Annotated in this window: 21 protein-coding genes and 1 pseudogene; 12 read left to right on the top strand and 10 right to left on the bottom strand. The window is 69.7% G+C overall.

All coding sequences use genetic code 11. The features are described 5' to 3' along the window. Nucleotides 1-26: 26 nt before the first annotated feature. Nucleotides 27-1,205 (bottom strand): alpha/beta hydrolase, encoded by a 1,179-nt coding sequence (locus tag EDC82_RS06345; protein WP_115296283.1) that lies wholly within the window; start codon nucleotides 1,203-1,205, stop codon nucleotides 27-29. Between the two features lie 277 nt (nucleotides 1,206-1,482). On the opposite strand from EDC82_RS06345, the gene EDC82_RS06340 reads away from it, so the two are divergent. After that, nucleotides 1,483-2,535 (top strand): ATP-dependent DNA ligase, encoded by a 1,053-nt coding sequence (locus EDC82_RS06340; protein WP_200829281.1) that lies wholly within the window; start codon nucleotides 1,483-1,485, stop codon nucleotides 2,533-2,535. A 258-nt stretch (nucleotides 2,536-2,793) separates the two neighbouring features. Here EDC82_RS06340 and EDC82_RS06335 read toward each other — a convergent pair whose 3' ends face one another. The 3 genes and pseudogenes from EDC82_RS06335 to ligD form a co-directional block, all read right to left on the bottom strand. Beyond that, nucleotides 2,794-3,114 carry a hypothetical protein gene (locus EDC82_RS06335; RefSeq protein ID WP_038567925.1) on the bottom strand — a complete coding sequence of 107 codons (321 nt, stop codon included), beginning with the start codon at nucleotides 3,112-3,114 and terminating at the stop codon, nucleotides 2,794-2,796. A 236-nt stretch (nucleotides 3,115-3,350) separates the two neighbouring features. Next, nucleotides 3,351-3,767, bottom strand: a pseudogene (locus EDC82_RS15255) (GNAT family N-acetyltransferase). 26 nt (nucleotides 3,768-3,793) lie between these two features. After that, complete coding sequence (gene ligD / locus EDC82_RS06320) at nucleotides 3,794-4,837, bottom strand: non-homologous end-joining DNA ligase (RefSeq protein WP_074045403.1); 1,044 nt, start codon at nucleotides 4,835-4,837, stop codon at nucleotides 3,794-3,796. A gap of 69 nt (nucleotides 4,838-4,906) precedes the next feature. Here ligD and EDC82_RS06315 point away from each other — a divergent pair, with 69 nt between their 5' ends. Next, nucleotides 4,907-5,713, top strand: coding sequence for a (2Fe-2S)-binding protein (locus tag EDC82_RS06315; protein WP_006945304.1), 807 nt, complete (start codon nucleotides 4,907-4,909; stop codon nucleotides 5,711-5,713). 153 nt (nucleotides 5,714-5,866) lie between these two features. Continuing rightward, nucleotides 5,867-6,277: a peptide-methionine (R)-S-oxide reductase MsrB gene (gene msrB, locus EDC82_RS06310; RefSeq protein ID WP_006945288.1), complete on the top strand. Its 411-nt coding sequence runs from the start codon at nucleotides 5,867-5,869 to the stop codon at nucleotides 6,275-6,277. A gap of 180 nt (nucleotides 6,278-6,457) precedes the next feature. Here msrB and EDC82_RS06305 read toward each other — a convergent pair whose 3' ends face one another. Continuing rightward, the gene (locus tag EDC82_RS06305; RefSeq protein ID WP_006945215.1) at nucleotides 6,458-7,045 is read right to left on the bottom strand and encodes a TetR/AcrR family transcriptional regulator; all 588 of its coding nucleotides are present in this window, start codon (nucleotides 7,043-7,045) and stop codon (nucleotides 6,458-6,460) included. Between the two features lie 178 nt (nucleotides 7,046-7,223). On the opposite strand from EDC82_RS06305, the gene EDC82_RS06300 reads away from it, so the two are divergent. Genes EDC82_RS06300 through betT form a run of 3 tightly spaced genes read left to right on the top strand, consistent with a single transcriptional unit; the run spans nucleotide 7,224 to nucleotide 12,545 of the window. Then, a complete protein-coding gene (locus EDC82_RS06300; RefSeq protein WP_131940906.1) occupies nucleotides 7,224-8,720 on the top strand; it encodes an aldehyde dehydrogenase family protein in 1,497 nt (498 codons plus the stop codon). Nucleotides 8,721-8,766: 46 nt separating this feature from the next. Beyond that, a complete protein-coding gene (gene betA, locus EDC82_RS06295; protein ID WP_038567914.1) occupies nucleotides 8,767-10,509 on the top strand; it encodes a choline dehydrogenase in 1,743 nt (580 codons plus the stop codon). Further along, a complete protein-coding gene (gene betT, locus EDC82_RS06290) occupies nucleotides 10,506-12,545 on the top strand; it encodes a choline BCCT transporter BetT (protein ID WP_131940904.1) in 2,040 nt (679 codons plus the stop codon). Before betA ends, betT begins: the two co-directional genes overlap by 4 nt. 157 nt (nucleotides 12,546-12,702) lie before the next feature. Here the strand turns inward: betT and hemQ are convergent, their stop codons facing one another. Continuing rightward, nucleotides 12,703-13,380, bottom strand: coding sequence for a hydrogen peroxide-dependent heme synthase (gene hemQ / locus EDC82_RS06285; protein WP_200829320.1), 678 nt, complete (start codon nucleotides 13,378-13,380; stop codon nucleotides 12,703-12,705). Nucleotides 13,381-13,486: 106 nt separating this feature from the next. Then, nucleotides 13,487-14,896 carry a protoporphyrinogen oxidase gene (hemG, locus tag EDC82_RS06280; RefSeq protein ID WP_235006145.1) on the bottom strand — a complete coding sequence of 470 codons (1,410 nt, stop codon included), beginning with the start codon at nucleotides 14,894-14,896 and terminating at the stop codon, nucleotides 13,487-13,489. A 206-nt stretch (nucleotides 14,897-15,102) separates the two neighbouring features. Here hemG and EDC82_RS06275 point away from each other — a divergent pair, with 206 nt between their 5' ends. Continuing rightward, complete coding sequence (locus tag EDC82_RS06275) at nucleotides 15,103-15,831, top strand: YitT family protein (RefSeq protein WP_115297062.1); 729 nt, start codon at nucleotides 15,103-15,105, stop codon at nucleotides 15,829-15,831. Between the two features lie 136 nt (nucleotides 15,832-15,967). On the opposite strand, the gene mptB is transcribed toward EDC82_RS06275, so the two are convergent. Together mptB and hemE are read right to left on the bottom strand one after the other, a co-directional pair. Beyond that, a complete protein-coding gene (mptB, locus tag EDC82_RS06270) occupies nucleotides 15,968-17,461 on the bottom strand; it encodes a polyprenol phosphomannose-dependent alpha 1,6 mannosyltransferase MptB (RefSeq protein ID WP_115296288.1) in 1,494 nt (497 codons plus the stop codon). Continuing rightward, the gene (gene hemE, locus EDC82_RS06265; protein ID WP_115296289.1) at nucleotides 17,436-18,533 is read right to left on the bottom strand and encodes a uroporphyrinogen decarboxylase; all 1,098 of its coding nucleotides are present in this window, start codon (nucleotides 18,531-18,533) and stop codon (nucleotides 17,436-17,438) included. The genes mptB and hemE overlap by 26 nt, the downstream gene beginning before the upstream one ends. A gap of 111 nt (nucleotides 18,534-18,644) precedes the next feature. Here hemE and EDC82_RS06260 point away from each other — a divergent pair, with 111 nt between their 5' ends. After that, complete coding sequence (locus EDC82_RS06260; RefSeq protein WP_074039207.1) at nucleotides 18,645-18,959, top strand: GNAT family N-acetyltransferase; 315 nt, start codon at nucleotides 18,645-18,647, stop codon at nucleotides 18,957-18,959. A gap of 51 nt (nucleotides 18,960-19,010) precedes the next feature. Here the strand turns inward: EDC82_RS06260 and EDC82_RS06255 are convergent, their stop codons facing one another. Then, on the bottom strand, nucleotides 19,011-19,862 hold the full coding sequence (locus tag EDC82_RS06255) for a DMT family transporter (RefSeq protein ID WP_160126197.1): 852 nt from the start codon (nucleotides 19,860-19,862) through the stop codon (nucleotides 19,011-19,013). Nucleotides 19,863-20,069: 207 nt separating this feature from the next. Between EDC82_RS06255 and EDC82_RS06250 the strand changes: the two genes are divergently transcribed. The 4 genes from EDC82_RS06250 (at nucleotide 20,070) to EDC82_RS06235 (ending at nucleotide 25,608) form a co-directional block, all read left to right on the top strand. Beyond that, nucleotides 20,070-20,651 carry a DUF3000 domain-containing protein gene (locus EDC82_RS06250; RefSeq protein ID WP_006945278.1) on the top strand — a complete coding sequence of 194 codons (582 nt, stop codon included), beginning with the start codon at nucleotides 20,070-20,072 and terminating at the stop codon, nucleotides 20,649-20,651. A gap of 3 nt (nucleotides 20,652-20,654) precedes the next feature. Then, a complete protein-coding gene (locus EDC82_RS06245) occupies nucleotides 20,655-22,034 on the top strand; it encodes an HRDC domain-containing protein (RefSeq protein WP_006945306.1) in 1,380 nt (459 codons plus the stop codon). Between the two features lie 227 nt (nucleotides 22,035-22,261). Further along, nucleotides 22,262-23,479 carry a thiolase family protein gene (locus tag EDC82_RS06240; RefSeq protein ID WP_006945282.1) on the top strand — a complete coding sequence of 406 codons (1,218 nt, stop codon included), beginning with the start codon at nucleotides 22,262-22,264 and terminating at the stop codon, nucleotides 23,477-23,479. Beyond that, on the top strand, nucleotides 23,479-25,608 hold the full coding sequence (locus EDC82_RS06235) for a 3-hydroxyacyl-CoA dehydrogenase NAD-binding domain-containing protein (RefSeq protein WP_074039205.1): 2,130 nt from the start codon (nucleotides 23,479-23,481) through the stop codon (nucleotides 25,606-25,608). The genes EDC82_RS06240 and EDC82_RS06235 overlap by 1 nt, the downstream gene beginning before the upstream one ends. The last annotated feature ends 162 nt before the right edge of the window (nucleotides 25,609-25,770 follow it).

The following is a 25,770-nucleotide window of genomic DNA, read 5'->3' as shown; positions in this document are numbered from 1 at the left end:
GCAGCGATCAGGCGTACGAACGGCCCTCAGCGAGCGAGGAACTCGCGGACGTATCGCTCCCAACGGGCCGGGTCGGTGTTCCACTCGCGCACATGTCGGGCCTGCTCCCAGCGCTGCCAGGTGACGATGTCAGGGCGCAGTCGTGCGAGCTCCGCGCTCGGTCCGTAGGGCACGAACTCGTCGTTGACGGAGTGGATGACGAGCATCGGCTTCGTCAGCTCGTCGGCGCGCGCGACCCAGTTCGTCAGCGTGACGTCGATCGCCTGCGCGAGCCCCGTCATCCGCCGGCTCGATCGGTTGCCGCCCAACAGACGTGCCGCGAGGTCGGCGAGGCGCGGGTGCAGCCGATTGGCCCGCGCATGGTGAGCCATGACGTCGGCCCAGTCGAGCACCGGCCCGTCGAGGACGACGCGACGCACCGCCCCCGCGTGGCCGCTGCGCGCGAGTACCTGCATGACGATCGCGCCGCCCATCGACCAGCCGAGCAGGTCGATGCTGCGCGCGCCCTCCCGCAGCGCGAACTCGAGGGCGAGATCGACGTCTTCCCACTCGGTGAGTCCGAGGGCGTACTTGCCGTCGCTGCTGGCGGGCCCGTCGGAGTCGTTGCGGTAGCTCGGGATGATGCACGAGATGCCGAGGTCGGTGAGCACCGGGACGGCGCGCAACGTCTCCCCGCGACGGGCGCCGCGGCCGTGGACGAGAACCGCCCAGCGGGTGCCGTCGCCGGCGCGCGTCACCCATGCCGGCGCGCGGCCGTTGACGGTGGGAAGCGCGAGTTCTTCGGTTCGGATGCCGTACGCGTCCTGGGGCGAACCGTCGACGTACCAGCCGCTCCAGCGGGCGGGGCCCGGGAGGAGCTCGCCGCGCGTGACGGCGTCGACGGCCCGGATGACGCCGCCCGCGTCGGTGTGACCGAGGATCTCGCCGATGCGAGCGTGGCCGCGTTCGTCGTCCCAGTACAGCCCGTAGCGGCCGGGCGCGAGGGATTCGACGCTCGACGCGAAGACTGCGCTCGTGGCCACCCCGTCGAGGCCGTGACGGACGGTCAGGACGTCCGCGTCGTTCGGTTTTTCCTTCTCAGGTGTGACGAGCTTGCGCGCGAAGACCGCCGCGATGGTGACGGACGCCGCGCTCGTCGTCGCGGCGAGCGCCGCGCCCGTTCCGAGACCGAGCACGACGGACTGGCGGCTACTGAGACGCTTCACTCTTCAATTGTTTCATCGCGGCGGCCTCACGCCGTCGGGCGCCTTCAGCTGCCTCGAGCGCCCCGTTCGTTCATCGGTGATCGAGGGTGTTCGTCGCGCCGACCTCCCCGCTGTCGGGACGCTTCTGGTTTCGGCGACCGCTCGTTCGTTCACTCGTGGCCGGGGTGTGCCGCTGCGCGCGTTCCGGTCGTGATGGTCATGAGTGACGCCTCATCTCGGATCGGAGCAGCGCCGAAGCACGGGCCGCGGCGACACGGATGGGGCGACAATGGGTGGCATGAGCTTGCCCATCACACTGCCCGTCCAACCGATGCTCGCGAAGGCCGTCACGAGCGTGCCGGAGGGTGACGAGTTCACCTACGAACCGAAGTGGGACGGTTTCCGCTGCATCGTCGCGCGGGACGGCGACGACGTCGAGTTGCACTCGCGCGGCTCGAAGTTGCTGACGCGCTACTTCCCGGAACTCGTCGAGGCGCTGAAGTTGGCGCTGCCCGAGCGTGTCGTCCTCGACGGTGAGATCGTGCTGCGTCAGGGCTCGCCCGGGCATGAGCGGCTCAGTTGGGACGCGCTCAGCGCACGCATCCACCCCGCCGCGTCGCGCATCGAGAAGTTGGCCGCAGAGACGCCGGCGCAGTTCGTCGCGTTCGATCTGCTCGCCGAGGGCGACGACGACGTCATGGGCGAGCCGTTCGAGAAACGTCGCGCACGTCTGGAGGCGCTGTTCGCGCAGTGGCCGACGAGCGATTCGGTCTACCTGACGCGCACGACGCGCGACGCCGACGAGGCACGTCGCTGGTTCGAGCAGTTCGAGGGCGCGGGGCTCGACGGCGTCGTCGCGAAGCGTCGCTCCGACGTCTACGAGCCGGGCAAGCGCACGATGCTCAAAATCAAGCACAAGCGCACGGCCGAAGCCGTCGTCGTCGGTTATCGCGTGCACAAGAGCGGCGATGGCGTCGGATCGCTGCTGCTCGCGCTCGCCGACGCGGACGGCGAGTTGCACAACGTCGAGGGCGTCAGCGCGTTCACGGCGGCGCGACGGCGCGAACTCGTCGACGAACTCGACCCGCTCGTCGTGCGCGACGCCGACGGCAACGCCGCGCACGGTGAGACGGATCGCTCACGCTTCAGCAGCTCGAAGGACGTCTCGTTCGTGCCCCTTCGCCCCGAACGCGTCGTCGAGGTCGCGTTCGATCAGTTGGAGGGCAACCGCTTCCGTCATGCCGTGACGTTCCTGCGCTGGCGCCCCGACCGCGAGCCGACTTCCTGCACTCTCGAGCAGGTTGAACGCGCCCCCGACTATGACCTCGGAGAGGTGCTGCGACGCGGCTGACCCGCCGCGCCTGGTTCGCCGTCACGCCCGTTCGTCGTCACGCCCAGCGCCCCGGCATCCCCGTCGTCATCGCTCCCCCGTCGTCCCTACTCCCCTGACGACGACCGTTCTGCGATTCCCGTCCCCTTCGCGAATCCCGTTTCCTTTCTCGATTTGCGTCCACATCTGCGATCTTCGTCCACATTCGCAAGCCAGCAGGTCCCAACGGACGCCGGCGTGAATATGGACGAAGATCGCAGATGTGTACAGGCGAGCGCGTCAGCCCGCCAGCGCGATGTTCTCGTCGACGACGGGCTTGTCGGCCTTCTTGCCGAAGCGCTGCTGCGCCGCCTGCTTGCTGATGCCGAGGCTCTCGCCGATCTGGGCCCACGAGTCGCCCTTGGCGCGACGCTCGGCGACGACCCACTTGATCGTGTCGGACATGAGGTTGTTGAGCATGGCGAGCCCCTCGAGCTCGTCCTTGGTGAACAGGTGCGTCTGCACCCGGAAGCCCTCCATGATGCGCGCGGCCGCCTCTTCGACGGACTTCTCGGAGATTCCGCGCAGTTCCTGGGGCAGGGGCTTACTGATCTTGGGCATGCCCTGAGGCTAGGTCGCGCAGCAGGGCGTGTCAATTAGAGTTGACTGGGTCACAGAGCCGCACCCCATCGAATACTCCACGCACCCCTACGGCTGTCGCCCATCACATCGCGCGACCGCGAGCAACCTCGCCGCTGGGCTCGACGTGGCAACGCACGCGTCGCACGACTACGTCGCTCGCGGCGCCTCCCAGATGACGTGTTCGACGGGTCGCGATCGTGCTGGCGGTCGCTGAGCTACAGCCCCACGCGCTCCGCCACCCGCGCTGACGCCGGGTTGTTCGTCGCCATGACGGCGACGAGCGGCGCGTCAGGCCCCTGGCGCAGCGCCCATTCGACGACGGCGCTGGCGGCCTGGGCCGCGTAACCCGGGCCCCAGTGGTCGGAGTCGAAGCGGTAGTAGAGGTTGAGCACGGGCTCGCCACCGAGGTCACGCAGCTCTACGCCTCAGAAACCGACGACCTCGCCCGTGTCGTCGACGACGGCTGCGTACCCAAACCCGTGCTGACGCCAGTGCGCGCGCCACGACGCGATGAGGTCGACGGCCTCGGAGGCCGCCTTCATGCGCCCCGACGGCAGATGGGCATACGTCCGCGGATCCCCGTGGATGCGCCAGCACGCGTCGACGTCGGCGTCCGAGGGCTCGCGCAGCACGAGCCGCTCGGTCTCGAGCCACGGCGTCACGGCGCGTCTTTCTTGGCGCGGCTCGGCTGCACGCGCGGCGGCTCACCGGGCATTTTCGGGTAATCGGGCGGAAACGGCAACTCGGGCAGGCCGCGTTCGACGTCGGCGTCCCACAGCGCGATGGCCGCGTCGACGTCACCGACATGGTCGTTCATCGACTCCCCCGGCGCCCGCGCCCATGCGTCACCGTCCGCAGCGACGATGCCGGGCACGGTGCGCACCGTGAAGTCGGACGGCGTGACGTCACGCAGCTGCGACCACGCCACCGGCATCGAGACCGGCGCACCCGGCAGCGGCCGCGGCGAATACGCCGCGGCGATCGTCCGGTCGCGGTTCGCCTGGTTGAAGTCGACGAACACCTTCTCGCCGCGCAGCTCCTTCCACCACTCCGTCGTCACCAGATCGGGCAGCCGACGCTCCAACTCGCGCGCAAGGCCGATGACACCGTGACGCACGTCGAGGAACTCCCGCGTCGGCGCGATGCGTGCATACACATGGACGCCACGGTTGCCGGACGTCTTGACGAACGGTGTGAACCCCAGCGACTCCATGAGCTCCTTGAGCGCGAACGCCGCCTCGACGGCATCAGCGAAATCGCGCCCCGGCTGCGGGTCGAGGTCGATGCGCAGCTCGTCAGGATTGTCGTTGTTCTCGGCGCGCACGGGCCACGGATGAAACGTCACCGTGTTCATCTGCACGCACCAGGCGAGCATCGCGGGCTCGTCGAGGACGAGCTGCTCGTGCGCCCGGGCGCTCGGGTACGTGCACATCACACTGCGCGCGTAACTCGGCGCACCCTTGGGCGGGTTCTTGCTGAAGAACGGCTTGTCCGCCAGCCCCTTCGGGTAACGCTCCAACGCGACAGGCCGATCGCCGCTCCAGCGCAGAAACGGCTCGGCCACGGCGAGCACATACTCGACGAGGTCGAGCTTCGTCACCCCGTCGTCGGGATAGACGACGCGATCGGGACTCGACACCCTGACGGTGCGCTCCTCGCCGTCGGGGCCGGGAATCTCGAGGGTCACTGCGGTGGACGCCATGCTCGAAGCGTAGGCGACGGATGCCCGCCCCGCGTTGCCTCGCCCCACTCGCCTTGGCAGGGTTGAGGCATGCCGTCCCCCTCCGCCTCCCGCGTGAGCGAGCCCGACCTGGGCCCGTTCTTCCGCGTGGATGCCATGACGCCGGGGGCGGATTGGCGGCCCCTCGGCGCCGACCTCGCGTCCCGTGGCGCCCTGGGCGCGTGGATCGACCGAGCTCGCGAGCGGACGGCCGCTGCCGGTTCTCTTCACTCCGATGATGTCGACGTCCGTGCGCTCGGCGCCGTCTTGCATCTCGGGGTGTGCGCGCGGGTGCTGTCACCGTGGATCGGGTCGGCGCTGCGGAATACACCCTCCGGGGGCTCGAGAGGTGCCTGCGTCCCCACGCTCGACCAACTGTTCTGGCAGGACGACGGCACGACCACGTTTCCGCTGGCGCTCTCCCCCGAATGGAGTGCCCGGCCGGCGCTCGCCACCCCCGTCGCACACGCCGCCAGCGACGCGAGCGTCGCCGTCAACACGAGCGTCGATCACTTCGCCCGCGCCCTCGTCGATCGACTGGCAATTCCCCTGACGTCGACCGCGCTGACGCCGTCAGCTTCGATTGCCTGGGGCAACGTGGCGTCGGCGCTCCATGGCGCGGCGCGCACCGTCGTCAGGGTCGATCCCGGCCAGTCGACGGCGGTGAGACAGATCGCCGATGCCTGCCTCACGGCACTGACCGCAGCCCGTGGCCGACCACTGACCGACGGCCGCATCGGGACAGTGAGCTTTCGCCGTCACAGCTGCTGTCAGCTCTATCGGCTGCCGGGCAACTCACGCGACACGGTCTGCGGCGACTGCGTCCTGCGGGAACGAACCGGCGCCCCGCGTGGTTGACGATGACGTGAGCCCGAACCGTTTGTCAGGCCGCCCCTGCTCGGGGGACGCTGCCAGCACCAGCGAGAGGGCTCACCGCTCGAGCGACGATGACTCGACACCCCACGGCCCGCCACTCGGCGGCGCCGACGCCCTCGTCCAGGAGGTTCTTCGATGAGCGACCCGACCACCCCGACGTCCGAGCAGGACTGGCGAGCCACGCTCTCCCCCGCCGAGTACGCCGTCCTGCGCGAGGGCGGCACCGAGCCGGCCTTCCGTGGCGAGTACACCGACACCGAGACCGAGGGCGTCTACGCGTGCCGCGCCTGCGGCGCCGAACTGTTCACGAGCCGCGAGAAGTTTCACAGCGGATGCGGCTGGCCCGCGTTCTTCGCGCCCGCCGATGCTGACGACGTCCGTCTCATCGAGGATCGCAGCCACGGCATGATACGCACCGAGGTGCGCTGCGCGAAGTGCGACAGCCACCTCGGCCACGTCTTCCGCGGTGAAGGTTTTTCGACGCCGACGGACGAGCGCTACTGCATCAACTCGATCAGCATGACGTTGCGGCCCGCCACGAACTGACGGTCGCCACGCCCGATCCTGACGTAGCCCCAACCCTGCCGCGGAGGATCTGCTCGAAAATTACGCATCTGCACGAGGAATGTGCCGCACACTCCTCGTGCAGATGCGCATTTCTCGTGCAGTCTGCGTCACCGCGCCCTGTCCGCCGGCCCACGCGCGAGCACGAGCGGCGCTCCAATCTCAGACCGCCCGCTCCCGCGCGACGCGATACGAGCGCACGAGCATCTCGGCGGCACGTCGCCCCTCCTCGAGGGCGTCCTCGTACGGTTCGCGAAGCATGAGCGCGAGCGTCCCGGCGTAGATCGTCATGAGCGCTGACGCCAGGTGCGGCGCCGCCGCCCCTGCAACGGGTTCGCTGTACGCCAGCAGCCTGTCGCGCAGTAGCGCCGTTTCCTCCTCGAGCACGGCGCGCAGATCCGGGCCAGGGTTGACGATGGCGGCGCTCGTCCCGCTGAACGCGCACCACCGCTCGGGCAGGCGCTCCGCCTGGTAGGTCGCGAGCGCCGGCCACAGCGCGAGCAGGCGTTCCTCATCATCGGCGGCGGCGGCGATCGCGTCGTCCCACACCTGGGTCCAGATGTTCAGGCGACGTCGCAGCGCCGCGGCGATCAGCCCCTCCTTGTTGCCGAAGTGGGCGTAGAGGCTGGGCGGCGAGGCGCCCGCGCGCTTGAGGATCGTGTCGACGGGCGTCGCGAAGGCACCTTCGATGAAGAGGAGCGAGTCGGCCGCGTCCAGCAGCCGTTCACGCACGGGTGTTCGGGTGTTCACATCACCAGAATATAACGTGCGTTATCCTGGTGTCGATAACGCACGTTATATCCCCTCTGGCCACCCGCCCGTCGCGTCGCACGGGCAGGCCAGACCCGCGTCGCGCACGTCACGAGACGCCCGCACCCAGGGCGGCCGGCTCGTCGCCTGCGTCACGCACCGAGCACGAGGAGGCCGAATGAACACCCTGTACATCGACGGCGAATGGGTCGCCGCAGCGTCCGGCGAGAAGCGCACCATCACCTGCCCGGCCGACGGCAGCGAGGTCATCGTCGTCGACGAGGCCGGGGCCGAGGACGCGGCGAAGGCCATCGCCGCCGCACGTCGCGCGTTCGACTCGGGTGAGTGGCCGAACACGCCCGCCCCCGAGCGCGCCGCCCTGCTCGCGAAACTCGCCGACCTGCTGGAGCGGGACAAGGAGAAGGTCGCGCGCATGGAGTCGCAGGACACGGGCAAGCGCTACGCCGAGTCGCTCATCGACATGGACGACATCATCGGTGTCTTCCGCCACTTCTCGGCGCTGACGACGCAGCACGCCGGCCGTGTCGTCGAGACGGGCATGCTGGACGTGTCGAGCCGCGTCGTCACCGAGCCCGTGGGTGTGTGCTCGCTCATCACGCCCTGGAACTACCCGCTGCTGCAGACGGCGTGGAAGGTCGCACCGGCGCTCGCGGCGGGCAACACGTTCGTCCTCAAGCCCGCCGAACTGACGCCGCAGAGCGCGATGTGGCTCATGGACGCCCTCGCCGAGGCCGGCCTGCCCGCGGGCGTCGCGAACCTCGTCCTCGGCCCGGGCTCGAGCGTCGGCGTCGAGATGACGGAGAACGTGGAGGTCGACCTCGTCTCCTTCACCGGTGGCGTCGTCACCGGCCGCGCGATCATGGCCGCGGCCGCCCCGACGGTCAAGCGGGTCGCCCTCGAACTCGGCGGCAAGAACCCCAACGTCGTCTTCGCCGACGCCGACCTGCCCGCCGCCATCGACAACGCCCTGACCGCGATCATGCTCGACTCGGGCCAGGTGTGCTCCGCCGGTGCGCGTCTGATCGTCGAGGAGTCGATCCACGACGAGGTCGTCGACGAACTCGTGCGTCGCTGCGAGCTGATCCGCCTCGGCGGCCCGTTCGACGACGACGCCGAGACGGGCCCGCTCATCAGCGAGGCGCACCTCGAGAAGGTCGACGCCTACGTGCAGCGGGCCGTCGCCGACGGCGCCGTGCTGCGCACCGGAGGCAAGCGCGGCGAGGGTGAACTCGCGAAGGGCTCCTACTACCTCCCGACGATCCTCGACGCGTGCCACGCCTCGATGGCGTGCGTCCACGACGAGTCGTTCGGCCCCGTCCTCACGGTCGAGACGTTCTCCGGCGCCACGCGCGAGGAGGCTGAGGACGCCGCCGTCGCCATCGCGAACGACACGATCTACGGCCTCGCCGGCGCGGTGTGGACGGAGAACGCCGGCCGCGCGGAGCGCGTCGCGAAGCGTCTGCGTCACGGAACGATCTGGATCAACGACTACCACCCCTACGTCCCGCAGGCCGAGTGGGGCGGCATGAAGCAGAGCGGCATCGGCCGCGAACTCGGTGAGGCCGGCCTCGGCGAGTACGTCGAGACCAAGCACATCTGGCACAACACGCGCCCCGCGCCCGCCGACTGGTTCTCCGGTCGCGAGCAGGCCTGAGCGCACCCACGACACCGAGACCGATCGAACGACCAGGAGAGACACCATGAAGAAGCGTTACGACTACGTCATCGTCGGCGGTGGATCCGCCGGTTCCGCCCTCGCCAACCGCCTCTCGGCGGACGCCGGCACGAGCGTCCTCGTCCTCGAGGCGGGGCGCGCCGACTTCAAGTTCGACCCGCTCATCCACATGCCCGCCGCGCTCATGTTCCCCTCGGGCAACCCGCTGTACGACTACAAGTACGAGACCGACCCGGAGCCCTACATGGGCGGCCGCCGCGTCGCGCACACGCGCGGCAAGGTGCTCGGTGGTTCGAGCTCGATCAACGGCATGATCTTCCAGCGCGGCAACCCCGGCGACTACGAGAAGTGGGCGTCCTTCGAGGGCATGCAGGACTGGGACTACAAGCACTGCCTGCCGTACTTCAAGCGCATGGAGACGACGCTCGCCGGCGCTGACGCCTGGCGCGGCGGCTCCGGCCCCCTCGTGCTCGAGCGCGGCCCCGCGTCGTCGCCGCTGTTCCAGGCCTTCTTCGAGGCGACGCAGCAGGCCGGCTACGCGCTGACCGACGACGTCAACGGCTACCGCCAGGAGGGCTTCGCGCCCTTCGACCACAACACGTTCAACGGCTCGCGCATGAGCGCGTCGCGCTCGTACCTGTGGCCGATCAAGAACCGCAAGAACCTCGACATCGCGACGCTGTCGTTCGTCACGAAGCTGCGCTGGGACGGCAACCGCGTCACGGGTGTCGACTTCGTGCGCGGCGGCCGTCGTCATCACAGCGTCGACGCCGGCGAGGTCATCCTGTGCGGTGGAGCGTTCAACACCCCGCAGCTGCTGCAGCTTTCGGGCGTCGGCAACCCCGAGTACCTGCGCGAGGCCGGCGTCACGCCGCGCGTCGAGCTGCCCGGAGTCGGTGAGAACCTCCAGGACCACCTCGAGGTGTACCTGCAGCACGAGTCGAAGCAGCCCGTCTCCATCCAGCCGTGGCTGAAGAAGTGGAAGGCCCCGTACATCGGTGCGCAGTGGCTGTTCCTCAACTCCGGTGTCGGCGCCTCCAACCACTTCGAGGCCGGCGGCTTCCTCCGCACGAACGAGGACGTCCAGTACCCCAACCTGATGTTCCACTTCCTGCCCGTCGCCGTCCGTTACGACGGCACCGGCGGTGACCACGAGCACGGCTACCAGGTGCACATCGGCCCGATGAACTCTGACGTGCGCGGTCACGTGCGCATCAAGAACGCCGACCCGAAGCAGCACCCGAGCATCCTGTTCAACTACCTGTCGACGGAGAACGACCGTCGCGAGTGGGTCGAGGTCGTGCGCACCGCGCGTCACATCCTGTCGCAGCCCGCGTTCGCCTCGTTCGACGGCGGCGAGATCAGCCCCGGGCCCGACTGCGCCACCGACCAGGAGATCATCGACTGGATCGCGAAGGACGCGGAGACGGCCCTGCACCCGAGCTGCTCGGTCAAGATGGGCACCGACGAGATGTCGTGCGTCGACCCGAACTCGATGAAGGTGCACGGCACCGAAGGCCTGCGCGTCGCCGACGCCTCGGTCTTCCCGAGCATCACGAACGGCAACATCTACGCGCCCGTCATGATGGTCGCCGAGCGCGCCGCCGACCTCATCGCCGGCAACACGATGCTCGAGCCGCAGGACCCGCCGGTCTACCGTGCGAAGGCCGGGATGCCGCTGTGGCCCCAGGGTGACCCCCGCAACGACGCCTGGGACGCCAAGGACGAGATCCCGAGCGCCGCGAAGGTGATGGCGGAGCAGCCGTGAGCAGCCCCGCCACCGTCACCGCCGAGGACGAACAGGTCGTCGACCCCAAGGTCAAGCCTGTCGTCCTCGGCGGCACGGCCGTCTTCATCGTCCTCGTCGCCGGATGGTGCCTCGTCGCCCCCAAGACCGCCGAGAAGCAGCTCGGTGATCTGACGGCATGGATGGGCGACTGGTTCGGCTGGTTCTACATCCTCCTCGCGACGGCGACGCTCGTCTTCGTCGCGTACATCGCGCTGCGTCACTCGAAGGTGCGCATGGGCGCCGACTCGGACCGGCCCGAGTACTCGACGTTCTCGTGGGCGTGCATGCTGTTCGCCGCCGGCATCGGCACCGACCTCATGTTCTTCGCGGTGGCCGAACCGGCGACGCAGTACCTCAACCCGCCGGCCGGCAAGGGCGGCACCGTCGAATCGGCACGTGAGGCGACGGTCTGGACGCTCTTCCACTACGGCATCACCGGGTGGGGCATGTACACGCTGATGGGCCTCGCCCTCGGCTACTTCGCCCACCGCAAGGGGCTGCCGCTCGCCGTCCGTTCAGCGCTGTACCCGCTGTTCGGCAAGCGCATCAAGGGTGGCATCGGCAACGCAGTCGACATCGCCACCGTCCTCGGCACGATCTTCGGTGTCGCGACGAGCCTGGGTATCGGTGTCGTCATGCTCAACGTCGGCCTCGACGTGCTGTTCGGCGCGCCGCAGGGCCTGCCGGTGCAGATCGGCCTCGTCGTCCTCGCCGTCGTCATGGCGACGATCTCGGCGACGTCCGGCGTCGACAAGGGCATCCGCATCCTCAGCCAGCTCAACGTCATCCTGGCGCTGCTGCTCGCGGGTTGGGTGCTCGTGTTCGGCGACACGTCGTTCCTGCTGCGCGCCGCCGTCATGAACGTCGGCGACTTCGTCTCGATGTTCCCCGGCATGACGATGGACACGATGGCCTACGACTACCCCGCCGACTGGATGAACGGCTGGACGCTGTTCTTCTGGGCCTGGTGGATCGCCTGGGCGAGCTTCGTCGGCATGTTCCTCGCGCGCATCTCGAAGGGGCGCACGATCGGGCAGTTCGTCACCGGCACGCTGACGATCCCGTTCCTCTACATCGTCATGTGGGTGACGATGTTCGGCAACAGCGCGATCGAGCGCATCCGGGGCGGGGACGCGGCGTTCGGCGAATCGGCCGTCAACGCACCGGAGACGGGGTTCTTCGACCTGCTCCAGCAGTACCCGGCCGCGACGTTCATCATCGGGCTCGCGACGTTCGTCGGCCTGCTGTTCTATGTGACCTCGGCCGACTCCGGCGCGCTCGTCATGGCGAACCTTTCGTCGACGCTGCCCGACCCGGAGACGGACGCGAAGCCGTGGGTTCGCATCCTGTGGGCCGCCGCGACCGGTCTGCTGACGGTGGCGATGCTCGTCGTCGGCGGCATCAAGGCGCTGCAGTCGGCGACCGTCGTCATGGGGTTGCCGTTCGCGGTCGTCATGGTGCTCGTCATGATCGGGTTGCATCGCGCGCTCGAGGGCGAGCGGCGTCAGAGCGACGCGCTGCGCGCTTCGCTGCGCTCGTCGATCGTGTCGGCGCCACCCGCGCCGACGCAGGGTTCGTGGCGCAACCGGCTGGCACGCCAGTTCGGCACCGTCTCGCTGCGCACGCTCGAGACGCGCATGACGAGTGTCGTCGAACCGGCCCTCGAGGAGGTCGCGGCCGAACTGCGCAACAGCGGCGTCGACGCCGTCGTCGAGACGAACGCGGATCCGAGCCGTCACGTCGCGCGGACGGTGACGCTCACCGTCCACGCGCAGGGGCCCGGTTTCGACGACTTCCACTACCTCACGCACATCCGACGGGTGAAGGTCGCCTCGTACGGATCGCGCATGGTGGAGGCCGACGACACCTCGTGCCAGCTCGAGGTCGTCGTGCCCGGCGGCGGCACGTACGAGATCGACACGTACACGAAGGAACAGATCGCGCACGACGTGCTCGATCACTACCAGTGGTGGGTCGGCTCCGTCGACGCCGTCGCGACGGAGGCCGCCCGCTGACGCAGCCTCCCCCGCGTCGTTGACGTGCTGACGTGACGGGACGCGGGAGGCCGCGGTGAGGCCGCATGACGAAGGCCCGGTTCGAGTGAGAACTCGAACCGGGCCTTCGTCATGACCGGGCGACGATTGCCTCGCCCCGCGCGGCCTCGCGAGAGCGTCAGCGCAGACGCGAGACGAACTTGTCCATCGTCGTCATCGGGCCGGTGAAGAACGGGATCTCGTGACGCACGTGACGGCGCGCCTCGGTGTAGCGCATCTCGCGCATGAGGTCGAGGATGCGGTGCAGGTCGTCGGCCTCGAACGCGAGGATCCACTCGTAGTCGCCGAGACCGAACGAGGCGATCGTGTTGGCGCGCACGTCGGGGTACTCGCGCGCGGCCATGCCGTGGTCGTGGAGCATCTTCTTGCGCTCCTCGTCGGGCAGCAGGTACCAGTCGTAGCTGCGCACGAACGGGTAGACGCAGATGTACTCCCGGGCACGCTCGTCGGCCATGAACGCGGGGATGTGGCCGCGGTTGAACTCGGCGACACGGTGCATCGCCATGTTCGACCAGAACGGCGTGAGGTGACGCCCGAGCTGCGTCGCGAGGAATCCGCGGTAGGCGCTCTGCAGTTCGTCGACGGATTCGCTGTGCATCCACAGCATGAGGTCGGCCTCGGCGCGCAGGCCGGCGAGGTCGTAGGCGCCGCGGACGGTGACGCCCTTGACGGCGAGCGAATCCAGGAAAGCCTGCGCCTCGGCGGCGATGGCGTCGCGGTCGCCGTCGATCTCCTTGGAGACGGAGAAGACCGACCACATCGCGTACACGAGCGAACCGTTGATGCGATCGACCATGACGTGCTTCGGTTCGGCCTTGCTCGCGGTGTCTGCGGGGGTGTTCGTCTCGGACGTCATCGTCCGCCTCCTTGTCGTCGCACTTCTTCGGATTCTGGTGGAAAGTCTAGGCGCGCGGCGCGCTCGAGGTGACGGCGCGATCGGCGGCCGCGCGAGCCGTCGCGACGCACGCGGGGATGCCGACACCGTGCATCGCAGCCCCTGCGACAGCGAGTCCGGGCAGGTCGGCGAGCGCGTCCTCAGCCCGTTCGATGCGCGCCAGGTGGCCCAGGGCGTACTGAGGCAGCCCGTCCCGCCAGCGCTGCACGTGCTGATCGCGCGGCGTCGGCAGCGGGTGGCCGAGGGCGTGCTCGAGGTCGGCCAGGCCCGCTGCGGCGAGGGCGTCGTCGCTCTCGTCGAGGATCGCGTCGTCGCGGTGACGCCCGAGCGAGACCCGCACGTACGTGACGTCGGGGGCAGCCTCAGCGAGCCACGGCCACTTGATCGACGAGAACGTCGACGCCTTGATCGTGCGGCCGTCGACGGGCGGGACGAGGAAGCCCGTACCCTGCGGAAGCTGCTGTGCGACAGCCGAATCGAACGCGTAGGTGACGATGGCCATCGAGGCGTACTCGATCTCGGCGAGCGCGTCGGCCGCCTCGGGCGCGAGGTCGGCGAGCAATCGGGCTGTGACGGGCGCCGGCGTCGCGAGGACGACGGCGTCGAACGTATGCGGCTCGGGCAGGCCCTCGACGTCGACCTCGACGTGCCAGCCGGCGCGGTGCGCGAGGGCGCGACGCAGGTCTGTGACGGTGGCCCCGGTGCGGATCGCCACTCCCCTGGCGTCGAAGGCTTCGCGAAGTTTCTCGGGCAACGACCCCATGCCCCCGGCGGGTGCGCCGAACACCTGGCGGGCGTCGTTCGACGAAACGGCCGACGACGCCGCCGCAGCAGCCTGCGTCAGCAGGGTGCCGGCGCGTAGCGCGGCGTAAAGGGCGGGGACGCAGGCGCGCGTCGACAGCTCGCGCGCGTGGCCGGCGTACACGCCACCGAGCAGCGGTTCGACCATGCGGTCGACGACGGCCGAGCCAAGTGCCTGCTCGACGGCGTCACCGACGCTGATGTCGGCGTCAGCATCGTCGAGGGTGAGGCTGACGGCCCGTTCGTCGGCGGCGCGCGCGACCTCGGCGTCGTCGAGGAGACCGGCGGCGGCGTGTGGGTCGGACGGGATGCCCATGAGCGTGCCCGCGGGCAGCGCCTCGAGCGAGCCTCGCGACCACAGCATCGCTGGAAAGCGTTGCGGGTGAACGGAATCGACGCCGAGCTCGGCGAGCAGCGCGACGACTTCGGGCCGACGCCAGAGCGCCGACTCGGCGCCGACGTCGACGGCGTGCCCGGCGATCACCTCTTGGCGCAGCTTGCCCCCGACGCGTTCGTTCGCGTCGAACACCGTCACCTGCGTGTCCGGGTGCGTCGTGCTGACGTGCCACGCTGCGACGAGCCCTGAGATGCCACCACCGATGATGCCGACCTTCATGTGATCCAGCATTTCACCTCGCACCCCCAGCCACGTCGTCGAGGGGCGCCTGCGGCCCAGATGGTGACGAAGGTCCTACGTGCGTACCCGCCGTCATCATTGCGCCGCCTCTGCGCCCCTGGACACGACGCGCACGAGACTCGACTCGCCCCTAGGGTGACGCCATGCGCACGCCCCACCCGACCGCCGCCGTTCCAGAGCAGGGCATGCCCACACCGCCACCTGCCGATGCGGCCTCGACCGGCGGCGTGCGGCGCCGTCACCGAACCTTGTCGAACCTGACGCCCGCCGAGCAACTGCGCGCCGGGCGTCTCGGGCTGCGTCTGCCCCAGTTGTTCGTCGGCCTGACGCTGTACGGCGCCGCGATGGGTCTGTTCGTGCGCAGCCATGTCGGCCTCGACCCGTGGGACGTGTTCCACATGGGCGTCAGCGAACACACGGGGCTCGACATGGGCACCGTCACGATCATCACGTCGTTCGCCGTGCTGCTGTTGTGGGTGCCGCTGCGCCAGTGGCCGGGGCTCGGGACGATCGCGAACTCTGTCTGGATCGGGCTCGCCCTCAACGCGACGCTGGCCGTCACGCCCGACGTGCACGGCGTCGCCTGGCAGGTGGCGGTCTTCTCGCTCGGGCTGGTCCTCAACGGCATCGGCGGTGCGATGTACATCGGCAGCCAGCTCGGCCCCGGCCCGCGCGACGGGTTGATGACAGGCCTGCACCACCGCACCGGTGCGAGCCTGCGCCTCATCCGCACCGGCATCGAGGTGAGCGTCCTCGTCATCGGGTGGCTGCTCGGCGGCGTCGTCGGGCTCGGCACCGTGGCCTACGCCCTGCTCATCGGCCCGCTCGTGCAGTTCTTCCTGCCGTGGTTCATCGTCGACCTGCACCGTGGAGCTGCTACGCCCCATGAAGACGTCGGCCCCGAAGCGCACTGATCCACTGCCGCCGCCCTCCACCTTCACCGCGCTGCCCGCCTCCCGAGCGCAGCTGAGTCACTTCGTGCGACCCGCGTCAGTCAGGACTGACTCACGTGGCACGAAGTGACTCAACCGCAAGAACGAGCGCCGAACCTCAGGCACTCAGCCAGCGACGCACCCGTGGTGGTAGGTCGTCGCGACGGCGCGTCAGCGCGAACTGGTGCGACGCGACGACGACGGCCGCAACGAGCAGACTCGCGCCGGCGAGCGTCGTGTCCCACATGACGGTGAGCGCGGACGCCACCCCGAGCGTCATGACGAGGTGGATGCGGCGGGTGCGCATCGCGAGCAGCACACCGCACGGCAGCACGGTGAACGCGTACCAGGAGTGCACGACGGGCGCGAGCAGGACGACTGCGGCGAACACTCCCGCGTTCGTCACCATCGCCGACGGCAGTTTGCCCGTCGGCCGGCGCAGCGCCGCCCAGATGACAAGGATGACGGCGAGACCCATGCCGGCGCCGCGGATGAGCGACATCGCGAGGTCGCCGGCCTCGTCGCTGATGAAGCCGAAGAAGTAGCGGGGCAGGTAACCGAGAGCCGTGGGGATCGAGGCGGGCGTGACGACGACGCCCGGCACGCTGAGCGCGCGGATCCAGCCGACGCCGAGGCCATACGGGATGCCGCACAGCGCCGTCACGAGAGCCCCCAGCAGCCCCGCCTGTGCGAGGCGGGCGAAGCGTCGACGCAGGTCGACGCCCACCGGCAATGACAACAACACGACGGGGACGACGGCCACGATGGCGGTGAACTTGACCCCTGCGGCGATACCGACGAAGACGGTGGCCCACACCCAGCGCCCCGCCGCTGCCCACACGAGCGCGGCCGTGACGAGGCCCATGAGGAGCACGTCGTTGTGCTCGCCACCGAAACCGTGGGCGAGCATGAGCGGGGAGGCCAGCGTCAGGGCGCTCGCGAGCGCGGGGCTGACGTCGAGGCGACGCGCGAGACGCGGCATGGCCCAGGCGGTGAGGACGAGCCCGATGATGATCGGGACGCGCTGCAGCCACACGAGAACCGTCGGTTCCTTCACGACCTCGGTGCACAGGGCGCCCCACGTCAGGGGCAGCGGACCGTATGGCGTCGGGGTGTAGCGCCAGATCGGGTCGACCATCGAGGTGAGCAGTTCGGGCATCTCCCCCGGGGAGACGACGTACGGGTCGCGGCCCGACTGCGTCAGTGCCCCCTGCGCGAGGTAGCTCCAGCCGTCGTGGGAGAACATCGGCGGCGCGATGAGCCACGGCAGGGCCCACAGTGCCGTCAGGCGCCGGACGACGGCCGTCGCCGCGCGTTGCGCGACGCCGTCGCGGGGCGTGTGCCGGGTGGCGCGCACAAGGTCGACCCAGGCCCACGCGAGCAACAGCATGCCGGCAGCGACGATGATCCAGCCCGCGACGCGCCCCAGCTGCTGCTGGTAGAGCCAGTGCAGCGGCGCGAGCACGTCGCGCACCGGGCCCGGCGGCAGGTCGTTCGTCATGAACCCGCCGAGCATGGCGAGCGCGGAGCCGACGACGCCGCGCGCCGTCAGCCCCTTGCTCGTCGTGAGCGCCTGGGCGGGGCGCTCAGCGCGCGGAAACGCTGTGGACACGCTCTACGACCCGGGTGACGACGTCGGGGTCGGTGCTCGGCAGGACGCCGTGACCGAGGTTGAAGATGTGGCCCTTCGCGCGCCGCCCGGCTGCGACGATCTCGTCGACACGCGCCGCGAGCGGCTCCCACGGCGCGAACAGCAGCGCCGGGTCGAGGTTGCCCTGCAGCGCGTACTGGTTGCCGGTGCGCTCGCGGGCCGCGTCGAGGCTGACGCGGAAGTCGACGCCCACGACGTCGGCGCCCGCCTCACCCATCGCACCGAGCAGCTCGCCGGTGCCGACGCCGAAGTGGATCTTCGGCACGTCGATGCCGGGAAGATCGTCGACGGCGGCGAGGGCCGTGCGGGAATGGGGCTGGACGAAGCGCAGATAGTCGTCGAGCGGCAGGTTGCCGACCCACGAGTCGAACAGCTGGATGGCGCTCGCGCCCGCTGCTGCCTGAACGCGCAGGAAGGCGCCCGAGATCTGCGCGAGGCGCGCGCACAGGTCCTTCCACAGCTGCGGATCGCCGTACATGAGCGCCTTGGTGTTCTCGTGGTTCTTCGACGGCCCACCCTCGATGAGGTACGACGCGAGCGTGAACGGCGCGCCGGCGAACCCGATGAGCGGCGTGCCACCGAGCTCGGCGGTGATGAGCTGCACCGACTCGGTGATGTCGGTGACCATGTCGGGCGTCAGCTCGGGCAGACGCGCGAGGTCGGCGCGCGTGCGGAACGGTTGGGCGACGACGGGGCCGACGCCCGCGACGATGTCGAGGTCGACACCGGCCGCAGCCAGCGGCACGACGATGTCGGAGAAGAAGATGGCCGCATCCACGTCGTGGCGGCGCACGGGCTGCAGCGTGATCTCGGTGACGAGGTCGGGGCGGCGGCACGACTCGAGCATCCCGACGCCTTCACGCACCTTGCGGTACTCGGGCAGCGAACGCCCCGCCTGCCGCATGAACCACACCGGCGTGTACGGCACCTCCTCGCCGCGGGCAGCCTTGATGAGGACGGAGTTGCGCGGGTCTGCGTTCACTTCGGTCACGTCGTGGATTCTCTCACGCGCCCCTTGCCGCGACGCGGTCATCCGCGCGTCGAGGGTGTGACGTCTCGTCCGACATGGAGTTGGGCCCTGTCGAAGTCGCTCCCAGTCCGTCCCGCTCCTGCGGCGCGTCAGCCGCCCGCCCACGCTGGCCCCATGACGACCGACACGACGACGACGCCGCACGCCGACGACGCCCGACGTCCCACTGACGAACTGCGCACCCCGCGCCTGACGCTGCGTCGATGGACGAATGACGACGTCGACGCCGCTCACACCGGCCGCGGCTACGTGACGGAGGCTGCGCGCGCCATCCTCGACGAAGCGCTCGCCGGCGGCCTGCGCCGCGGCGTCGCCGTCACCGATCTCGACAACCACGCCTCGCAGCGGGTGGCCCGCAGGATCGGCATGCACCACGTCGGCCGCGCACGCGTCGACGACGACCAGGAACTGGAGTTCTTCGTCAGCTGACGACGGACGCGCGCAGCCCCGAGACGCGCTCGGCGCCGAGCCGACGTCCCGTCACAGCGTCACGAGGACCACGCCGACGACCGTCAGCGCTACCCCGACGAGTTGCACCATTCGCAGCCGCTCGGCGAGCACGACGCGGGCGAGAAGGAGCGTCGCGACGGGGTACAGCGAGCCGAGCACGGCGACGATCGACACCTGCCCCTGCGCGGACGCCGCCGCGAACAGCAGGTTCGCCGTCAGGTCGCCCATGCCCAGCAGCGGCAGCACGAGCACGTCGCGGCGCGTCAGCGGTTCACGGGCGAGCCCCTTCGAGCGCAGGGCGAACAGCGTCGGCAGCAGCAGCGTCAGCGACCCGCAACGCATCGCCAGCATGGCTCCCGACAGGTCGTGCCGCGCACCACCGTCCATGCAGTACAGCGACACCCCGAACCCGAGCGCGGAGATGCACGCGAGGACGACGGGGCGTCGCCCGACGTCGCCGCTCAGTTCCGGTCCGCTCGCGAGCACCGCACCGGCGAGCGCCACGAGCAACCCGATGCCGATCGAGGGCGTCCACGCGTCCCCGCGCACGAGGCCGAGGACGACGGGGACGATCGCGCCCAGCGCCGTGATCGGCGAGACGACACCCATCGTCCCGCTGGACAGCGCCGCATACAGACACATCAGCCCGACGGCGCCGCTCAGCCCCGCGCCGACGCCCCACGTCGCCCACGACGTCCAGTCGGACGAGCCGTGCGTGCCGGAGAGGGAGACGACGCCGAAGAAGATCAGTGCCGCGACGAGTCCCCCGAGCTGCGACAGGGCCACCACCTTGACGGGGTGGAAGCGTTTCGCCCACAGCCCGCCCACGAAGTCGGCCGTGCCCCACACGGCGGAGGAGAGCAGCGCCACGAACGTCACCATTCGCGCCACTCTAGGGCCATACGCCCGGCGAGACCCCAGCGCACCGCCTGTCCCCATCTGCGATTTTCGTCCACATTCACTCCTGGTGAATGTGGACGAAAATCGCAGATGGGGACAGGAATCGCCGATGGGTCCGGGCGGGGCCCTTGACGACCCGCGCGGCGTGGCTCCCAGGTTTCGCGTGATAACGCCCCTAGGGTTACCGCCATGGGCATGCACACGTTGAGGCACGATGACGCGACGTATTTCGCCGACGTCGTCGAAACGGTCAAGGCCGCCGCCGTGCGCCCGCAGGTGCACCTCACCGAGGTGCCCGCGCCGCGTCGCATCGCCCCGCACGCCGTCGCGTTCTCGGCGGAGGTCGTCGACCCCAAGAACGCTGACGACGTCCTCGGCACCGGCCGTTTCGTCCTGCTGCACGACCCCGCCTCCCCCGAGGCGTGGCACGGTACCTGGCGCATCGTGACGTTCGCGCGCGCCGAACTCGAATCCGAGATGGCGACCGACCCTGCGCTCGGCGCCGTCGGTTGGGACTGGCTCCTCGAATCGCTCAAGGACGCAGACGCGACCTACTCCGCGGAGGCCGGCACTGTCACCCGTGTCGTCAACGAGAGCTTCGGCGGTCTCGGCGAGCGCCCCTCCAGCGTCGAACTCGAGGTCCGTGCGTCATGGACGCCCGACGAGTCGAACATCGCCGCGCACCTGCTCGGCTGGTCGAACCTCATGTGCACCGTCGCCGGTCTGCCCCCCGTTCCGGAAGGTGTGACGGCGCTTCCCGGGCGCTTCTGATCCATGAACGACTCCCCCACCTCACGACCCGCGGCGCACCGCGACGAAGCCCCGCCAGCGCGGCGAGCGAGCGCCGAGCCTGTATCGGCCCGCTCTTCCTCGAGTGAATCCCCGGAACCGCAGGAAACGCCTGCGTACCCCCTCCTCGAAGCACCGGCGGACGGCGTCCCGGACGTCATCACGACCGCTGCTCAACTCAAGGAATGCTGCGCCGCCATTCGTGCTGGCCACGGCCCGGTCGCCATCGACGCCGAGCGCGCCTCGGGTTTCCGCTACGGCAACGACGCCTATCTCGTGCAGTTGCGCCGCGAGGGCGCGGGTACGTGGCTCATCGACCCCGTCCCGCTCAACGATCTGAGCAGCCTCAACACCGCGATCGGCAGTGCCGAGTGGGTGCTGCACGCCGCGACGCAGGATCTGCCGTGCCTCAAGGCCCTCGGTCTGCGCCCGCGCAAGCTGTTCGACACCGAACTCGGCTCACGTCTCGCGGGTCTGCCGCGCGTCGGCCTCGCCGCCGTCACCGAGCACTTCGTCGGTGTGACGCTCGCGAAGGAGCACTCGGCGGTCGACTGGTCGACGCGCCCCCTGCCGCACGATTGGCTCGTCTATGCGGCGCTCGACGTGGAGCGGCTCGTCGAGGTGCGTGACGCGCTCGCCGCTGACCTCGAGGCGCAGGGCAAGGCCGAGTGGGCGCGTCAGGAGTTCGAGGCACTGCTCGACTTCGAGGGCCCGACGCCGAAGAAGGAGCCGTGGCGACGCACGTCCGGCCTGCACGCCCTGCGTGATCTGCGTCAGCTCGCCCGCGTTCGCGCCCTGTGGCAGACGCGCGAGGACATCGCGCAACGCCGCGACACGACGCCCGGGCGCGTTTTGCCCGACGCCCTCATCATCGACCTCGCACGACGCAACCCGCACGACACCTCCGGCCTCGTCGGCCCGCCCGCCATCCGCCCGCGCGTCGGTGACGGTTCCGCGCGACGCCGCCGTCCGCGTCCTGCGCACCGGGGTCTCGCGCGCTACGGCGAGCGTTGGCTCGCGGCGCTGAAGGCCGCCGACGCCTTGCCGAACCGCGAGCTGCCGACGGCGACGCAGCGAACCTCGGCTCCCCCGCCGATCCGCGCGTGGCATGACAAGAACCCGGCAGCGGCCGGGCGTCTTGACGACGTCCGTTACGGCTTGCAGCGCTTCAGCGAGGAGCGTCGCGTACCCGTCGAGAATCTCGTGACGCCCGATCTGCTGCGCCGCGTCATCTGGTCACCGCCCGCCGACACGAGCGAGGACGGCTGGCACGCGGCGCTGAGCGCCGGCGGAGCTCGCCCGTGGCAGTGCGACATCGTCGCTCCGCTGCTCGCCGAGGCGGCTCTCGACCACCCGTCGCGCTGACGCCCTGCACGCCCGGCCCACGGGTCCCCGCCGTGCCTGCACGCCCACCGAACGCCCGCTGCAGCTGCGTCACGTGCCGCTGCGTGCGGTCAGTCAGGACTGACGCACGCAGCGCCGGGTGACTCACCCAGCCCCCTCCCGTGCACGAATCCACCCCCTTTCGTACTCAGCGGTAACAAAGCGCGTTAGCCTGGGCACGTCAGCTTCGTCTAGCTTCGGGAGGCATCGTGCCCCGCACGCTCCATGAGGTCGTCTTCGTCGACGGTGTTCGCACGCCGTTCGGCAAGGCCGGTGAGAAGGGCATGTACGCCCAGACCCGCGCCGACGACCTGGTCATCAAGTGCATTCGTGAACTCATGCGCCGTCAGCCGAACCTGCCGCCGGAGCGCGTCGACGAGGTCGCCATCGCGGCCACGACGCAGATCGGCGACCAGGGTCTGACGATCGGGCGCATGGCTGCTCTGTTGTCGGGCCTGCCCAAGTCGGTGCCCGGTTACGCCATCGACCGCATGTGCGCGGGCGCGATGACGGCCGTGACGACGTCCGCGTCCGGCATCGCGTTCGGCGCGTACGACGTCGTCATCGCCGGTGGTGTCGAGCACATGGGCCGTCACCCCATGGGTGAGGGCACCGACCCGAACCCGCGCATCGTCGCCGAGAAGCTCGTCGACCCGAGCGCCCTGGTCATGGGCAAGACGGCCGAGAACCTGCACGACCGTTACCCGGCGATCACGAAGGAGCGCTGCGACGCGTTCGCCGTCGCCAGCCAGAACAAGCTCGCGAAGGCGTACGCGGAGGGCAAGATCCAGCAGGATCTCGTTCCCGTCGCGACGCGCAACGTCGAGAAGGGCTGGGGCCTGGCCACGGCCGACGAGCCGCCGCGCCCCGGCACGACCGTCGAGGAACTGGCCAAGCTGAAGACGCCGTTCCGTGCGCACGGCAACGTGACGGCCGGTAACGCGGCTGGTCTCAACGACGGTGCGACGGCGTGCATCCTCGCCTCCGAGGAGAGCGCGCAGGAGCTCGGCCTGCCCGTCGGCATGCGCCTGGTCGACTTCGCGTTCGTCGGCGTCGACCCCGAGGTCATGGGCATCGGCCCCGTCCCGGCCACCGAGAAGGCTCTCGCCAAGGCGGGCCTGACGATCGACGACATCGACCTGTTCGAACTCAACGAGGCCTTCGCCGTGCAGGTGCTGGCCTTCCTCGACCACTTCGGCATCGACGCCGACGACGAGCGCGTCAACGCCTACGGCGGCGCCATCGCGACGGGTCACCCGCTCGCGAGCTCCGGCGTGCGTCTCATGACGCAGCTGTCGCGCCAGTTCGCCGAGCACCCCGAGGCGCGCTACGGCGTCACCGCGATGTGCATCGGCATCGGCATGGGTGGCTGTGTCATCTGGGAGAACCCCAACCACCCTGACTACGGCAAGGAGAAGACGGCCTGATGAGCGACAACCAGACTCAGTCGAGCGCCGAGAACGCGCGCGCCGAGGTCGTCACGCACGCCCTCAGCCAGGACATCACGCTGCCGTCGACCGACGGCAAGGGCGCCGGGACGTTCGTGCTCGTCACCCTCGACAACGGCTTCGACCACACGAAGCCGAACAGCTTTGGCCCACAGGGCCTCGCGGAGCTGGAGAAGGCCGTCGACGCCGCCGCCGAGCGCGCCGCGAAGGGCGAGATCGTCGGTTTCGGTGTGACGGGCAAGCCGTTCATCATGGCCGTCGGCGCCGACCTCATGGCGTTGCCGTCGATCACCGACCGTGAGCAGGCCGTCGACATCGCCGAGCAGGGTCACCGCGTCTTCTCGAAGATCGCCGACCTCGACGTGCCGACGTTCGCGTTCGTCAACGGCGCATCGATGGGTGGTGGCGTCGAGATCGGTCTCTACTGCGACTACCGCACGATGAGCGCCGACGTGCCCGCCTACTCGCTGCCCGAGTGCTTCCTCGGCCTCGTGCCCGGCTGGGGCGGCACGTACCTGCTGCCGAACCTCATCGGCGTGGAGAACGCGCTGCAGCTCATCATCACGAACCCGCTGAGCAACAACAAGATGGCGACGGGTGCCCAGGCGTTCAAGCTGGGTGTCGCCGACGAGCTGCTCGCCCCCGTCACGTTCCTCGAGGACTCCCTCGCCTTCGCGGCCGCCGTCATCAGCGGCGAGAAGAAGGTCGAGCGCCCGGAGGTCAACAAGGACGAGGCCGCGTGGAAGGCCGCGTGCGACAAGGCCCGCGCCTTCACGATGCAGAAGACCGGTGGCGCCGCCCCCGCTCCGCTGCGCGCCATCGACCTCGTCGAGGCCGCCCGCACGAACACGCGGGCGCAGGGCTTCGCCGGTGAGGACCAGGCGCTCGGCGACCTCATCATGAGCGACGAACTGCGCGCCGGTCTGTACGCGTTCAACCTCGTCCAGAAGCGTGCGAAGCGACCCGCTGGTGCGCCGGACAAGGCGCTCGCGCGCAAGGTGACGAAGGTCGGCGTCGTCGGCGCCGGTCTCATGGCCAGCCAGATGGCGCTGCTGTTCATCCGCCGCCTCGACGTGCCCGTCATCATGACGGACCTCGACCAGGCACGCGTCGACAAGGGTGTCGGCTACGTCCACGACGAGATCGACAAGCTGCTCGCCAAGGGCCGCATCTCGCAGGACAAGGCGAACCGTCTCAAGGGCCTCATCACGGGTTCGACGAGCAAGGACGGCTTCGCGGACGCCGACTTCGTCATCGAGGCCGTCTTCGAAGAGATGGGTGTCAAGAAGAGCGTCTGGGCCGAGGTCGAGCAGATCGTCACGCCCGAGTGCGTCCTCGCGACGAACACCTCCTCGCTGTCGATCACCGAGATGGCAGCGGACCTGAAGCACCCCGAGCGGGTCGTCGGGTTCCACTTCTTCAACCCCGTCGCCGTCATGCCGCTGCTGGAGATCATCCGCGGCGAGAAGACGGACGACGCGACGCTCGCCACGGCGTTCGCCACCGGCAAGTCGCTGAAGAAGACGTGCATCCTCGTGAAGAACTCCCCCTCGTTCGTCGTGAACCGCCTCCTCGGCCGGTTCATGGGCGAGGCGGGCAAGATCGTCGATGAGGGCACGCCCGTCGAGGTCGTCGAGAAGGCGTTCGCCGGTGTCACCCCGATGCCGCCGTTCATGCTCATCTCGCTCGTCGGCCCCGCCATCGCGCTGCACAACTCGGAGACGCTGCACGGCGCCTTCCCGGAGCGCTTCTACGTCTCGCCGAACCTCGCGAAGGTCGTCGAGGAGAAGATCCCGAGCTTCTACGGCGCCGACGGCAAGCTCGACGACTCGATCTTCGAGAAGTTCAGCAAGCCGGCGGACGCGAAGGTGCTCACCGAGGAGCAGGTGCGCGAGCAGGCCCTGTCGGCACTGGCCGACGAGACCCGTCGCATGCTCGACGAGGAGGTCGTCGCGGCCCCGATGGACATCGACCTCGCGATGATCACCGGCGCCGGCTTCCCGTTCTGGAACGGTGGCGTGACGCCGCTGCTCGACCGCACCGGCATCGCCGAGAAGGTCACCGGTCAGCGCTTCCTGCCGAAGGGCGCCGCGAGCGTCGCCCGCTGATCGCGGTCCTGACGGCGGCGTGAGCCGCCCACGCGGGGCGTACCTCTTGACGGGGTGCGCCCCGCGCCCGCGTCTCGACACGCCGACCGCGATGATTCGGGGCGCTCGCGGCGGTGGCATACCATCGTTGAATCGCTGCGCATCGGCGAACCGCGACCGGCC

The organism is Dermacoccus sp. SAI-028, assembly GCF_004346775.1.
Lineage (GTDB): Bacteria > Actinomycetota > Actinomycetes > Actinomycetales > Dermatophilaceae > Dermacoccus > Dermacoccus nishinomiyaensis.
Note: the sequence above shows the minus strand (reverse complement) of the source record. Positions and strands in the feature narration are given on the sequence as shown.